Here is a 13,601-nt window from a genome sequence, read left to right as displayed (position 1 = left end):
GACGACGAGGGTATCGGCGTTACGTTTCGTCCGAAATGACATAAATCGGGCGAATACTGCCATGCGCAGGCAAGTTGCCGTCGTCGTTCACCCCGGTTTCCAGCTTCTGGATGCGGCCGGGCCGACTACAGTCTTCGAGATTGCGGAGCGCTGCCGCCCGGACAACTATGAGCTGGTTTTGCTGGCGCCCGGCGGCGGCGACGTTGAAAGCTCTTCGGGTCTGAAGCTCCTCACCAGGCCTCTGCGCGACGGCCCTTTCGACACCGTTATCGTATCGGGCGGCGAAATCATCCGCTCCATGGAGGCGATGGACGAGATCGTCGCCTGGTTGAGGCGCGCCTCGGCGCGGCGCATCGGCAGCGTCTGCACGGGCGCATACCTGCTGGCAAAGGCGGGATTGCTCGACGGCCGCCGCGCGACCACGCACTGGGCCAGCAGCGACGACTTCCACCGCCGCTACCCGAAGGTCAGGCTGGATGCCGAGCGTATTTTCATCAGGGATGGCGACATCTGGACGTCGGCCGGCATCTCGGCCGGAATAGACCTGGCGCTCGCCCTCGTCGAAGATGACCTTGGCGCTGAGGTGGCGCGCCGCACCGCGCAGCAGATCGTCGTGCACCAGCGCCGGCCGGGCGGCCAGTCGCAATTCTCGGCCTTCGTCGAGCTGGGCGGGCGAACCGGGCGCTTTGCCGCGCTGATCGAATGGGTGCGGGCAAACCTGGCCGAACCGCTGACCGTCGAATGCCTGGCCGATCACGCGGCCATGAGTCCCCGCAACTTCGCCCGCGCCTTCACCGCCGAGACCGGCGTCACGCCGGCAAAAGCCGTAGAGCGCATGCGCCTTGAGACGGCCCGAACGGCGATCGAGACCAGCCATCTCCCGCTTGAGCGCATCGCCGAAACCGCCGGTTTTGGCGATCCCGGCCGCATGCGGCGCGCCTTCCTGCGTACCCTTGGCCAGCCGCCGCAGGCGTTTCGGGCGGCTGCCGAACACAGGGGCTTCAGCCGGGGCGGCCAGGCAGCGGCTCTGCCCGGCCTAAAGGCCGTTCCGGTCCAAAGGCGGACAAAAGCGAATGAGCGCACTTGATCCACAACCGAAGTTTCACGAAACTCGTCTCAAAGCCGGTTGCCGCATTCAGTGCGCCACTTTCGGTCTGTTGGACTGGATATTGCGGCGCCTGGCCCAATCGCCGCAGATGAGGAACCGGATGGCCATTATGAGGAGACTGTTTATAACGGTCGCTGAAATCGCGATGACCAAGGGGAGACGATGCGCTACATACGTCCGCTTTCAATAGAAGATGCCGTTGGCCAGTTGGCCGGGTCGGCTGGTACGGCCGCCATCCTTGCGGGAGGCAGCGACCTCCTGGTCAGAATGAAGGGCGGCTTTGCCGAACCAGAGCTGATCGTCGACATCAAGGCGATCGACGGCTTGAGCGAGATCCGGGAAACGGCTGAAGGCTTCAGCATCGGCGCGGCGGTTCCCTGCGCCGTCCTGGGGGAGAACACCGCGCTCAGGAAGGCATGGCCCGGTGTCGTCGAGGCGGCCAAGCTGATCGGATCGAAGCAGGTGCAGGGACGCTGCACCATCGTGGGCAATCTCTGCAACGCATCGCCGGCCGCCGACAGCGTGCCGGCGCTGGTTGCCGCCGGCGCCAAGGCGGTGGTCGTCGGGCCGGCGGGCAGGCGCACTGTCCCCGTGCAGAGCGTGCCGACCGCGCCGGGCAAGACGTCGCTCGCCAAAGGCGAGATCATCGAGGCGATCCTGCTCGACAGCCAAGCGCCGCGCTCGGGCGATGCCTATCTGCGTTTCATTCCACGCACCGAAATGGACATCGCGGTGGTCAGCGCCGGCGTGAACCTGACGCTCGATGAGCACGGTGTGGTCAAATCGGCCCGCGTGGCGCTGGGCGCCGTGGCGGCGACGGTGCTTCTGGTCGAAGAGGCGGCGGAGGTGCTCATCGGCTCCAGGCTGGACGAAGCGACGCTGGAGCGGCTCGCCAAGGTTTGCGCGGGGGCATGCCGTCCCATCGACGACAAGCGCGGCACCATCGAATTCAGAAGAAAAGTTGCGGGCGTGCTGGCCAAGCGGGCCGCAACGACCGCCTATGCACGTGCGGGAGGCAAATGATGGCTGGTGTAGCAGTTTCAACGACAATCAACGGCGACGCTGTCGAATATCTTTGCCAGCCCGACGAGACGCTGCTCGACGTCCTGCGCGATCGGCTGGGGCTGACGGGCGCCAAGGAAGGCTGCGGCACCGGCGACTGCGGCGCCTGCAGCATCATCCTCGACGACCGGCTGGTGTGCTCATGTCTGGTGCTCGGCGCCGAGGCTGAAGGCCGCCGCGTCGAGACCATCGAGGGCATGGCCCATGGCGATACGCTGCACCCGCTGCAGCAGAAGTTCCTCGAGCATGCGGCGCTGCAATGCGGCATCTGCACGCCGGGCTTCCTGATCGCGGCCAAGGACCTCCTGGCCAAGAACCCCGACCCGACCGAGGAAGAAATCCGCTTCGGCCTCGCCGGGAACCTGTGCCGCTGCACCGGCTACGACAAGATCGTGCGCGCCGTCCAGGACGCGGCCATCGTGATGAAGGGAGCCTGAGATGAATTTCGATCCACGTTTTTCCGGACGTAAATTCACCTCCGTCGGCACGCGTCCGATCCGTCCCGACGGCATCGACAAGGTGACGGGCCGCGCGCGCTACGGCGCCGACTTCAACATGGCCGGCCAACTGGTCGGGCGTGTTCTCAGAAGCCCGCACGCCCACGCCAGGATCGTCAAGATCGACATTTCGAAGGCGGAAAAGCTCCCCGGCGTCAAGGCAGTGATCACCGCGGCCGACCTGCCGGACCTCACCGATGGCGATGCCGCCATGTACGACGTCCTCGACAATTGCATGGCGCGCACGAAAGCCCTTTATGACGGCCACGCGGTGGCCGCGGTCGCTGCGATCGACGCCCGCACGGCCAGGCAGGCGCTGAAGCTCATCGAGGTCGAGTACGAGCTGCTGCCGCATGTCACCGATGTCGACGAGGCGGCGAAGCACACGGCGCCCTTGATCAATGATGCCATCTTCACCGAGGGTCTCGAGGAGAAGCCGGTAAAACCCTCCAACGTCACCAAGCGCAGCCAGTTTGGCCATGGCGATGTCCATCAGGGTTTCGGCCACGCCGACTTCATCGTCGAGCGCTCCTTCAAGACCGAGCAGACGCACCAGGGCTATATCGAGCCGCATGCCTGCGTGGCGAATTTCAGCTCCGACGGCACTGCCGACCTCTGGGTGTGCACGCAGGGCCATTTCGTCTACCGCCAGCATTGCGCCCAGCTGCTTGGCATGGAAGCCTCGAAACTGCGCGTCACCTCTTCCGAGATCGGCGGCGGTTTCGGCGGCAAGACCCATGTCTGGGCCGAGCCGGTGGCGCTGGCGCTGTCGCGCAAGGCAGGCCGGCCGGTGAAGCTGGTGATGACCCGCGACGAGGTGTTCCGCGCCTCGGGTCCGACCAGCGCCACCTCGATCGACGTGAAGATCGGCGCCCGCAAGGACGGCACGATCACCGCCGCCGAAGCGACGCTCCGCTACAGCTGTGGCCCGTATGCCGGCTCCTGGGCCGAGATCGGCGCCATGACCGCGTTCGCCTGCTACAAGCTCGATAACGTCAAGACGGTGGGCTACGAAGTGCTGGTCAACCGGCCCAAGACCGCGGCCTACCGCGCGCCCTCCGCGCCCATGGCGGCGTTCGCGGTGGAAAGCGCTGTTGACGAGCTGGCCAAGAAGATCGGCATGGATCCGGTCGACTTCCGGATCAAAAACGCCGCGCAGGAAGGCACAAGATCCTCCTACGGTCCGGTCTACGGCCCGATCGGCATCGGCCCGACGCTCGAGGCGGTGAAGAGCCATCCGCACATGAAGGCGCCGCTGGGCCCGAACCAGGGCCGCGGCATGGCTTGCGGTTTCTGGTTCAACTTCGGCGGCCAGACCTGCACCGACCTCAACATCGGCATGGACGGCTCGGTCTCGCTGGCCGTCGGCACGGTCGATGTCGGCGGTTCGCGCGCGTCGCTGTCGCTGGTGGCGGCGGAGGAACTCGGCATCGACTATTCCCAGGTCAAGGCAATCGTCGCCGACACCTCCAGCCTCGGCTACAACGACATGACGGACGGCAGCCGCGGCACCTTCTCGTCTTCCATGGCGACGATCTCGGCCGCCCGCAATGCGATCAAGATCCTGCGCGAACGCGCCGCGCAGATGTGGGACATTGCCGTCGACGACGTGGTCTGGGAAAAGGGCCACGCGATCGCCAAGGGCGAGAAGCACGGCAATCTCGGCAAGCTGTCGCTGAAGGAGATCGCGGTCGAATCGGGCAAGACGGGCGGACCGATCGCCGGCCACAGCGAACTCGTCGCCGATGGCGCCGGCGTCTCCTTCGCCACCCATATCTGCGATATCGAGGTCGATCCCGATACCGGCGCCGCCAGGGTTATCCGCTACACGGTCGTGCAGGACGCCGGCAAGGCGGTGCACCCGACCTATGTCGAGGGGCAGTACCAGGGCGGTGCCGCGCAAGGCATCGGCTGGGCGCTCAACGAGGAGTATATCTACGGCAAGGACGGGCGGCTGCAGAACGCCGGCTTCCTCGACTACCGCATCCCGGTCTGCTCGGACCTGCCGATGATCGACACGCAGATCCTCGAAATCCCCAACCCCAACCACCCCTACGGGGTGCGCGGCGTCGGCGAGACGTCGATCGTGCCGCCGCTGGCGGCCATCGCCAATGCGGTGTCGAACGCCGCGGGCGTGCGCATGACGCACATCCCGATGTCGCCGCCGCGCATCCTGGCGGCGATCGAGGCGGCTAGAGCATGATGCCGAAAAGTGCGAAGCGGTTTTCGGATAACATCATGCTCCATCCCGAATAGGGGTCTCGCGAATGGTCGAAGTAACGCTCTGGGGCTCGCTCGCCGCGACCGCCGGAGGCAACAGCAAGGTCGAGATCGAGGCCAAGGACATAAGGGAGCTGTTCAGGAAGCTGGCTGAACAGTATCCCGGCCTCGAGCCCTGGATCGAGAAAGGCATCGCGGTTGCGATCGACGGGACGATCTATCGCGATACGTGGTCGAAGAAGCTGCCGGAGGGGGCGGAGATTTTTTTGCTGCCGAGGCTGGCCGGGGGGTAAGGCGACAACTGACAGGGTAAAAAGTGCACTGCCGCCGTAATTTACACTGTCACCGTAATTCTACGAAGCGCTATTGCGTCCGACCGGGAGGAAGTCTGCTTCGCGCCTCATGTCGGTCATCGAACAGACTGTAGCCGCATCCCAGTAGCTGACATCGCTGAGGCCCCCGCGGCGACAGGGGTATGGCGTGAGAGGGAAATCCCGGTCCAGTGATGACGCTCTGTCCACCCGGCTTGCGCTGGGCAGCCTTCGAGCTCACTCGATGGGATCGCTGAGGGCCAGGAGCTCCGAAAATTTCCCTGCAGACCCATGCGGCGAGATTGTTCTCGCGATTCCGTAAGGTCTCTTTGATAAGCTAGATCTAATATCGACGTATTATCTGTCACTCAAACGTCGCAGACTTGATTTTACTGGTCACTGTTAGCTTCTTGGTAGCTCTCGTGACTATAAACGTCTTGCGGGCGAATAGCTTTCATGCTGCCTTCGGCGCACTCAGGAATCAGGGAGCTTAGGCATGGCGGAGCGGATTTTGGCGCGCGACGGGATTTGGGTTTTGCGCCTCGCGCGCTTGCAGCAGGACGTGTCGCTTCGCTGCAGCGCTTCCGCCCTTGCGATCCTTGCTGTCACACTCGCGCTGAATGTCGCGCCCGCTTGGGCCGATGGCGGCAATGGAAGCGGCGTAGGCGCCGGACAAGGGGGTGTGGACGGTGCACTAGCGGGTGCCACGGGTCAGAATGTCCCCAATGGCGCTACCGCCGGCGGCGGTGGTGGCGGCGTTGATCTCACGACGGGCAATGGTGCGCCCGGAGGGTCGGGATCGGGAAGCTCGACAGCCAACAACCCAAACGGCGTTGCCGGTGCGACTGGTGCTACGGGTCTGGTCATCTCCACAGACGGGACCATTGCAACCAGCATCAGCGGCGGAGCCGGCGCTTCGGGCTCACCTGGCACAAACAGCGTCGTCAGGAGCGGCGGCGGCGGTGGTGGCGGTGTGGGCGTCAGTGCCACGGCCGACGTTACGGTTACTGGCACAGGATCGGTGGTTGGTGGCACTGGGGGCCGAGGTGGGAACAGTGGCAACAGCGGCAGCGGTGGTGGCGGCGTCGGCATATTCTCGTCCGCAAATGTCGTTGTAGAGGCGGGCGGCAGCGTTACCGGTGGCACTAGTGGCTCTACAGTTGGGGCCCAAGCAGGCGGCGGCGGCGGCGCGGCTGCCATCGTCCTGATCGGCGGCGGGACAATCCAGAACAGCGGGAATCTGCTGGGGGGCGCCGGCGGAAGAGCCCTTCTCGGCGGCGGTGGGGACGGTGGCGCCGCTGTTCTGCTGCTCTCAGGTGGAACCGTCATCAACAATCAAGGTGCGACGATTATTGGCGGCAGTGGCGGCCAGGGCTCCTTGGCAGGCGGCGATGGCGCAGCGGGGATCAAGGGCGCCAACATCGCGGTTATCAATGCGGGCACGATCAGCGGCGGCGCCGTCGGCGCCGGTGGTGGAACTCCGATCACCGGCAAGGCTATCGAGTTCACAGGCGGAGTTAATTCTCTGGAGCTTCAAGCGAGCTCGGTAATCGGCGGCAATGTGGTTGCATTCAGCACTGCCGACACTTTCAAGCTGGGCGGCGACAGCAGCGCCAGTTTTGATGTGTCCAAGATCGGCGCTGGCGCCAAATACGACGGCTTCGGATTGTATGAAAAGACAGGAAGCAGCACCTGGACACTGACGGGGACGACGACCGCCCTTACGCCCTGGACTTTGAGCAGCGGGGCCCTGCAAATTTCGAATGACAACAATCTGGGCGCCGCCTCCGGCGGGTTGACCTTCAGTGGCGGCACACTGCAGACGACCGCCGACATCACCAGCGGCCGGACAATCGCCCTGACAGGAGGCGGAACGTTTCTGACTGATGTCGGCACGATCCTCACGCTCAGCAATGTCATCTCCGGAGCAGGCGGTCTCACGAAAGCAGGCGGCGGGACGATGGTTTTGTCGGGCGCCAACACTTACACCGGCGGCACTGTCATCAATAACGGCACGCTCCAAGTCGGCGAGGGCGGCAGCATTGTCGGCAATGTCCTCAACGACAGCACGCTGGCATTCAACCGCTCAGATGCATTGATCGTCGGTGGTGCGATCTCAGGCAGCGGCGCGGTGGTTCAGCAGGGCTCGGGCGGCACGACACTGACCGGCCTGAACAGCTACAGCGGCGGCACGGTGATCACCGGCGGCACGTTGACCGGTCAAGCCTCGAGCCTCGGCACCGGCGGAATCCTCAACGACGGAGCGCTCGTCTTCGACCAGCCGACCGACGCCACCTTTGCCGGCTCCATGGATGGCAGCGGCTCCCTTACCAAGCAGGGTCTTGGCAATCTGAGCCTTACGGGAACCAGCACTCTCAGCGGCCCGACGACGGTCGAGGCCGGCAAGCTTGTCGTCGAGGGTTCGCTCGGCAGCTCGCAGACGACGGTCAACAGCGGTGCGACGCTGGGCGGCTCCGGCTCGATCGGCGGCGCGGTCATCATCGCCGATGGCGGCATGCTGGCGCCGGGGTCCAGCCCTGGCACCCTCACGGTCGGATCGCTCAGCCTGAGCTCCGGCTCGATCCTTGATTATGAGCTTGGCCAAGCCGGCATTGTCGGCGGCGGCGTCAATGACCTGATTGAGGTGACCGGAAACCTGACGCTGGACGGCAGCCTCGACATTACCGATGTCGGCGGCTTCGGCCCCGGTGTCTACCGGCTGATCAATTATGGCGGCGCGCTGACCGACAACGGCCTCGAGTTGGGCAATCTGCCGGCCGGCGTAACGACAGCCGACCTGACGGTGCAGACCTCGGTCGCCAACCAGGTCAATCTGGTCAGCAGCGCCGGCAATGACCTGTTGTTCTGGGACGGTGACGCGGCCGGGAATGCCAACAACAATCTGGTCGACGGTGGCAACGGCACCTGGACGGCGACGAGCCCGAACTGGACGACGAGCACCGGCTTGGTGACAGGCGCGATGAAGCCGCAGCCCGGTTTCGCCATCTTCCAGACACTTGGCGGTACCGTCAGCGCCGACGACAGCGCTGGCGAGCTTGCGGTCACCGGAATGCAGTTCGCCGCCGACGGCTATCGCATCGAGGGAGACGCCATCACGCTTGCCGGCGCTGGCGGCGAGAGCATCATTCGGGTCGGCGACGGCACCTTGGCCGGAGCAGGCTATACCGCCACCATCGCCTCCGTGCTGACCGGGGCGAGCAGCCTGACCAAGACCGATGCCGGCACGCTGGTGCTGTCGGGCGCCAACACCTACACAGGCGGAACGGCCGTCTCGGGCGGCGTGCTTTCGGTTGCGGCCGACAACAATCTCGGCGACGCCGCCGGCGACCTGACCCTCTCCGGCGGTACGCTGCGCAACACCGCCGTCTTCTCCTCGGCGCGAGACATCACGCTTGCGGCGCCCGGCGGTACCTTCGACACCTTGGCCGACCTCACTTTGTCCGGCGCGATCTCGGGTGCCGGCAATCTTGCCAAGACCGGCGCCGGCACGCTGACGCTGACCGAAACGAACAGCTATGGCGGCAACACGCTGGTGAGTGCCGGCACGCTGGTCGGCAACGCGGCTTCGATCCGTGGCGACATCGGCAATTCCGGCACTGTCGTGTTCGACCAGGTGGCGGATGCCAGCTTTGCCGGCGATATCTCCGGCACCGGCACGATGGTGAAGGACGGTGCCGGCACGCTGAAGCTAGCCGGCACCTCGCTGCTCGACTGGACCGTCGACCAGGGTGGCCTCGTCTCGGCGGCCGAGCGCTTCGGTGGCGATGTCTCTATCGGCGCGGGCAACTCCTTCACCTTCGACCAGGTCGCCAACGCCAGCTATGCCGGCGTGCTGTCGGGTGCCGGCACGTTCATCAAGGACGGCCAGGGCACCCTGGTGCTCGCATCCGACAACTCAGGCTTTACCGGTGCCACATCGGTCAGCGGCGGCACGCTTGCCGCAGGCGCAGCGAACGCATTCAGTTCCTCCTCGCAGTTCTCGGTCGGCTCAGGCGCCACGCTCGATCTCGCCGGCACGTCGCAGACCATCGCTGGCCTGACCAATGCCGGGACCGTGGGCATTGCCGGCAGCCTTGGAAGCAAGCTGACCGTCAGCGGCGACTATGTCGGCAATGGCGGCAATATTCTCATCGGCACCGCCCTGGGTGCCGACAACTCACAGACCAACATGCTGGTTATCGCCGGGGGTACGTCAGGCACGGGCACGCTCCAGGTTGTCAATCTCGGCGGTGGCGGGGCGCAGACGGTCGAAGGCATCAAGATCGTCGATGTCGGCGGAGTATCGACTGGCAGTTTTTCCCTCCAGGGCAACTACACCTTCGAAGGCGATCAGGCGGTGGTTGGCGGTGCCTATGCCTACCGGATGTACCAAGGCGGCGTCAGCACGCCCGGCGACGGCGACTGGTATTTGCGCTCCGCCCTTATCGACGGCAGCGGACCCGGAACTCCGCTCTATCAGGCAGGCGCACCGCTGTACGAGGCCTATTCGGGCACATTACAGAGCTTCAACCAGCTGGGCACGCTACAGCAGCGGCTCGGCAACCGCTCGTGGACCATCGAAGCGCAGGGCGCCGACGGGGTCTCCGACGAGGTGAAGGCCGAGGCCGGCATCGGCTTGTGGGGCAGGATCGAAGGCACCAGCGGCTCTTACAATCCGGAAGGCTCCACCACCGGAACGACGTATGATACCTCGACCTGGAGGCTGCAGACCGGCGCCGACATGCTTTTGTCCGATAGCGCGGCCGGCCAGCTCATCGGCGGCGTCGCCTTCCAGTATGGCACCGTGTCCGCCGACGTCTCGTCGGTCTTCGGCAGCGGGTCGATCGACAGCACCGGCACCGGGGTTTCCGGCTCGCTGACCTGGTACGGCGCGGAAGGCTTCTACCTCGACGGCCAGGCGCAGGTGATCTGGTACGACAGCAATCTCGATTCGGCGACCGCCGGACAGCGGCTCGTCGACGGCAACAACGGTGTCGGCTACGCGCTCGGCGTCGAAGCGGGCAAACGCATCATGCTCGATCCCAATTGGTCGCTGACGCCGCAAGCCCAGTTGGCTTGGTCGTCGGTCGACCTCGACGCCTTCACCGACGCCTTTGGCGCGAGGGTCACCCCAGGCACCAACGATAGCCTGCTTGGCCGCCTCGGCCTCTCGCTCGACCATCAGACGCAGTGGCAGGACCGCACGGGCCGCGCCGGCCACACGAATCTCTACGGCATCGCCAACCTCTATTACGACTTTGAGGATGGCTCATCTGTCGACCTCGCCGGCAGCACCCTTTCGAACCGCAACGAGCAACTCTGGGGCGGCCTCGGTATTGGCGGCACGATCAACTGGGCCGACGACAGGTTCTCGGTGTTCGGCGAAGCCGCCGCCCGGACGGGCCTCAAAGACTTCGGTGACAGTCATGCGCTGACCGGTTCACTGGGCTTGCGGGTCAAGTGGTGACTTGCTTGGCACTTACTGGCTGATGTTGATCGCGCCATGACTGCTTAGGTCCAACGGCGGCTCTCCACTCGCGCCGCTTCGCAGCCCCGGTGCCTTTGGGGCTGGGAAGGCGCGGCAGGGCTATGGATACTTCGTCGGCGGCACGCCAGGGTTCAAATCGCCCTGCAGTTCCTTCGGCAGCGGCAAGCTCGAGCATTGCAGGTGCACCTCGCGGGCGAACAGTTTTCGTTGCTTCTGCTCATGCTCCTTGATGGCTGCGACGAGCCCCATCGAGTATGGACCAAGCAAGACGCCGAAACCCCACCCCGGATGCTCTTTCTCGCGAGCCTCGTAATCCGAAGCCGCCCTGCGGGCCTGCTGGCATGCCGGCGAAGCCCATTTCTGGTCCTGCTGCGAAAGCGACGCCTCATAGTCGACCGGGGAGGTCGCGCATCCGGCCACTGCCGCGGTCAATGCGAGGCAGATTGCGATTCTCATCCGAAGCCTCTCCTGAGCCTTGTAAAGGGCCTGCATAGACCTCTTCATCCCACAAGGCGATAGCTGCGGTCAGGCGCCTTCCCCACCCTCCGCAATCCGCCGCCCTCTCCCGGCCTTCCAGCCGCCGGATTCGAACCCATGCCTGGAACCAAATCATGGGGCCTGGAACCAAATCACGGGCGAGACTGTTCAGTTGTAACTTTGATCCCACGCTGCGGCCGGCAAAGCGGCGACATTGAGGAGTTCTCACCATGAAGATTTCATCCGGATTTCGTTCCATCGCGGTGGCCGCCATCGCCACCGCGAGCATCGGCTTTGCCAGCGCCGCGCATGCCGACAGCGGCACGATCCGCTTCGCCGTCTACAAGGCTGCCTTCTTCGTCGGTGGCTCCGGAGGCGAAGGAACGCTGACCTTCCATGGCCGCCGCTATCCCATCTCGGTCGGCGGCGTCTCGGGCGGTCTCGCCTTCGGCGTCTCCAAGACCTATTTTCAAGGTACCGTGCGCCACATCAAACGTGCACGGGATGTGACCGGGGTCTATGGTGCGGCAGGCGGTGGCGGCGCGCTTGGCAAAGGGGCTCAGGTGATCGTCATGAGCAATGACAAGGGCGCCCGGCTCGAATTGACGGGCAGGCAGGTCGGCCTGCAGGTCAACGCCGACCTTAGTGGTATGAGCATCTCGCTGCGGTAGGGCTAGCTCCTCAACCCCGGCGCTTCCTGCCCCGTCCGCTCGACATATTCCGTATAGCCGCCGCCATAGGTGTGGATGCCTTCGGGCGTCAGTTCCAGCACGCGATTGGACAGCGCGGCGAGAAAATGCCGGTCGTGCGAGACGAAAAGCATGGTGCCCTCGTACTGCGACAATGCCGTGATCAGCATCTCCTTGGTGGCGATGTCGAGATGGTTGGTCGGCTCGTCCAGCACCAGAAGGTTGGGCGGATCGAACAGCATCAGCGCCATCACCAGCCGCGCCTTCTCGCCGCCTGACAGCACGCGGCATTTCTTCTCGATCTCGTCGCCGGAAAAACCGAAGCAGCCGGCAAGTGCCCTGAGCGGCGCTTGGCCGGCCTGCGGAAACGCGTCCTCCAGTGTCTGAAACACGGTGCGCTCGCCTTCCAGCACCTCCATCGCGTGCTGGGCGAAATAACCCATTTTCACACTCGGCCCGCGCGCGACCGTGCCGGTGTCGGGCTCGGAAGCGCCGGCGACCAGCTTCAAGAGCGTCGACTTGCCGGCGCCGTTGACGCCCATGATGCACCAGCGCTCGCGGCGGCGAACCTGGAAGTCGAGCCCCTCATAGATGGAGCGGCTGCCATAGCCCTTGTGGACGTTCTTCAGCGTGACCACGTCCTCGCCGCAGCGCGGCGCCGGCAGAAAATCGAAGGATACGGTCTGGCGGCGCTTGGGCGGCTCGACGCGGTCGATCTTGTCCAGCTTCTTCACCCGGCTCTGCACCTGCGCGGCATGCGAGGCGCGCGCCTTGAAGCGCTCGATGAAGGCGATCTCCTTGGCCAGCATCGCCTGCTGGCGCTCGAACTGTGCCTGCTGCTGCTTGTCGGCGATCGCGCGTTGCTGCTGGTAGAATTCGAAGTTTCCGGAATAGGCGGTCAGCGAACCGGCGTCGATCTCGACCACCTTGTTGACGATGCGGTTCATGAACTCGCGGTCGTGCGAGGTCATCAACAGCGCGCCGTCATAGTTTTTCAGGAAGGACTCCAGCCAGATCAGGCTTTCCAGGTCGAGATGGTTGCTTGGCTCATCGAGCAACATGGCGTCGGGCCGCATCAACAGGATGCGGGCCAGCGCCACGCGCATCTTCCAGCCGCCGGAGAGCTTTCCGACATCCCCGTCCATCATCTCCTGCGAAAAGCCGAGACCGTCCAGCACTTCGCGGGCGCGGCCATCCAGCGCATAACCGTCGAGTTCCTCGAAGCGGTGCTGAGCCTCGCCATATTTTTCGATGATCTCGTCCATCTGGTCGGCCTGGTCGGGATCGGCCATGGCTGCCTCGAGCGCTGCCATCTCGGCCGCGACTTCGCTTACCGGCCCGGCACCGTTCATCACTTCGGCCACGGCGCTGTGGCCTTCCATGTCGCCGACATCCTGGCTGAAATAGCCGATGGTGACGCCGCGATCGACCTGCACCTGGCCTTCGTCGGGCTGCTCCTGGCCGGTGATCATGCGAAACAGCGTCGTCTTGCCGGCGCCGTTCGGCCCGACGAGGCCGACCTTCTCGCCCTTCTGCAGCGACGCCGACGCTTCGATGAAGACAAGCTGACGGCCGTTCTGCTTGCTGATGCTTTCAAGTCTGATCATACGGTTTCCGGGGCTGAGCCTGCGATGAAAGGATTTGCCCGGCGCCTTACGCGAAGGATGGCCGCAAAGAAAGAGGCGCAAGCGCCGCATACAGCCGATCTCCCCCCTCGTGGCAGGGCTATCGCATATGGAATTCCTGAGA

9 protein-coding genes are annotated in these 13,601 nt (G+C 64.7%); 7 read left to right on the top strand and 2 right to left on the bottom strand.

What is annotated here, in order from left to right; genetic code table 11:
- The first annotated feature begins 61 nt into the window (after positions 1 to 61).
- From EOA19_RS19945 to EOA19_RS19920, 6 genes are all read left to right on the top strand, one after another.
- Complete coding sequence (locus EOA19_RS19945) at positions 62 to 1,087, top strand: GlxA family transcriptional regulator (RefSeq protein WP_128304581.1); 1,026 nt, start codon at positions 62 to 64, stop codon at positions 1,085 to 1,087.
- 183 nt (positions 1,088 to 1,270) lie between these two features.
- The gene (locus EOA19_RS19940) at positions 1,271 to 2,131 is read left to right on the top strand and encodes a xanthine dehydrogenase family protein subunit M (protein ID WP_128304580.1); all 861 of its coding nucleotides are present in this window, start codon (positions 1,271 to 1,273) and stop codon (positions 2,129 to 2,131) included.
- The gene (locus EOA19_RS19935) at positions 2,131 to 2,607 is read left to right on the top strand and encodes a (2Fe-2S)-binding protein (RefSeq protein ID WP_023813348.1); all 477 of its coding nucleotides are present in this window, start codon (positions 2,131 to 2,133) and stop codon (positions 2,605 to 2,607) included. Before EOA19_RS19940 ends, EOA19_RS19935 begins: the two co-directional genes overlap by 1 nt.
- A 1-nt stretch (position 2,608) precedes the next feature.
- The gene (locus tag EOA19_RS19930) at positions 2,609 to 4,870 is read left to right on the top strand and encodes a xanthine dehydrogenase family protein molybdopterin-binding subunit (RefSeq protein ID WP_128304579.1); all 2,262 of its coding nucleotides are present in this window, start codon (positions 2,609 to 2,611) and stop codon (positions 4,868 to 4,870) included.
- A 64-nt stretch (positions 4,871 to 4,934) separates the two neighbouring features.
- Positions 4,935 to 5,180 carry a MoaD/ThiS family protein gene (locus tag EOA19_RS19925; RefSeq protein ID WP_127398960.1) on the top strand — a complete coding sequence of 82 codons (246 nt, stop codon included), beginning with the start codon at positions 4,935 to 4,937 and terminating at the stop codon, positions 5,178 to 5,180.
- Between the two features lie 514 nt (positions 5,181 to 5,694).
- Positions 5,695 to 10,665: an autotransporter outer membrane beta-barrel domain-containing protein gene (locus tag EOA19_RS19920; RefSeq protein WP_128304578.1), complete on the top strand. Its 4,971-nt coding sequence runs from the start codon at positions 5,695 to 5,697 to the stop codon at positions 10,663 to 10,665.
- 120 nt (positions 10,666 to 10,785) lie between these two features.
- Here EOA19_RS19920 and EOA19_RS19915 read toward each other — a convergent pair whose 3' ends face one another.
- Complete coding sequence (locus EOA19_RS19915; protein WP_031213633.1) at positions 10,786 to 11,142, bottom strand: hypothetical protein; 357 nt, start codon at positions 11,140 to 11,142, stop codon at positions 10,786 to 10,788.
- 251 nt (positions 11,143 to 11,393) lie between these two features.
- Between EOA19_RS19915 and EOA19_RS19910 the strand changes: the two genes are divergently transcribed.
- On the top strand, positions 11,394 to 11,834 hold the full coding sequence (locus EOA19_RS19910; RefSeq protein WP_023813342.1) for a hypothetical protein: 441 nt from the start codon (positions 11,394 to 11,396) through the stop codon (positions 11,832 to 11,834).
- Positions 11,835 to 11,836: 2 nt separating this feature from the next.
- Here EOA19_RS19910 and EOA19_RS19905 read toward each other — a convergent pair whose 3' ends face one another.
- Complete coding sequence (locus EOA19_RS19905; protein WP_128304577.1) at positions 11,837 to 13,459, bottom strand: ABC-F family ATP-binding cassette domain-containing protein; 1,623 nt, start codon at positions 13,457 to 13,459, stop codon at positions 11,837 to 11,839.
- Positions 13,460 to 13,601 lie beyond the last annotated feature (142 nt).

Origin of the sequence: Mesorhizobium sp. M7A.F.Ca.US.010.02.1.1 (genome assembly GCF_004023085.1) — a bacterium.
GTDB lineage: Bacteria > Pseudomonadota > Alphaproteobacteria > Rhizobiales > Rhizobiaceae > Mesorhizobium.
This window is presented reverse-complemented; position numbering and strand designations above follow the sequence as displayed.

Excerpts from the sequence above, each read along its gene's own strand:
- EOA19_RS19945 (WP_128304581.1), top strand. The coding sequence starts at position 62 with ATGCGCAGGCAAGTTGCCGTCGTCGTTCACCCCGGTTTCCAGCTTCTG.
- EOA19_RS19940 (WP_128304580.1), top strand. The coding sequence starts at position 1,271 with ATGCGCTACATACGTCCGCTTTCAATAGAAGATGCCGTTGGCCAGTTG.
- EOA19_RS19935 (WP_023813348.1), top strand. The coding sequence starts at position 2,131 with ATGGCTGGTGTAGCAGTTTCAACGACAATCAACGGCGACGCTGTCGAA.
- EOA19_RS19930 (WP_128304579.1), top strand. The coding sequence starts at position 2,609 with ATGAATTTCGATCCACGTTTTTCCGGACGTAAATTCACCTCCGTCGGC.
- EOA19_RS19925 (WP_127398960.1), top strand. The coding sequence starts at position 4,935 with ATGGTCGAAGTAACGCTCTGGGGCTCGCTCGCCGCGACCGCCGGAGGC.
- EOA19_RS19920 (WP_128304578.1), top strand. The coding sequence starts at position 5,695 with ATGGCGGAGCGGATTTTGGCGCGCGACGGGATTTGGGTTTTGCGCCTC.
- EOA19_RS19915 (WP_031213633.1), bottom strand. The coding sequence starts at position 11,142 with ATGAGAATCGCAATCTGCCTCGCATTGACCGCGGCAGTGGCCGGATGC.
- EOA19_RS19910 (WP_023813342.1), top strand. The coding sequence starts at position 11,394 with ATGAAGATTTCATCCGGATTTCGTTCCATCGCGGTGGCCGCCATCGCC.
- EOA19_RS19905 (WP_128304577.1), bottom strand. The coding sequence starts at position 13,459 with ATGATCAGACTTGAAAGCATCAGCAAGCAGAACGGCCGTCAGCTTGTC.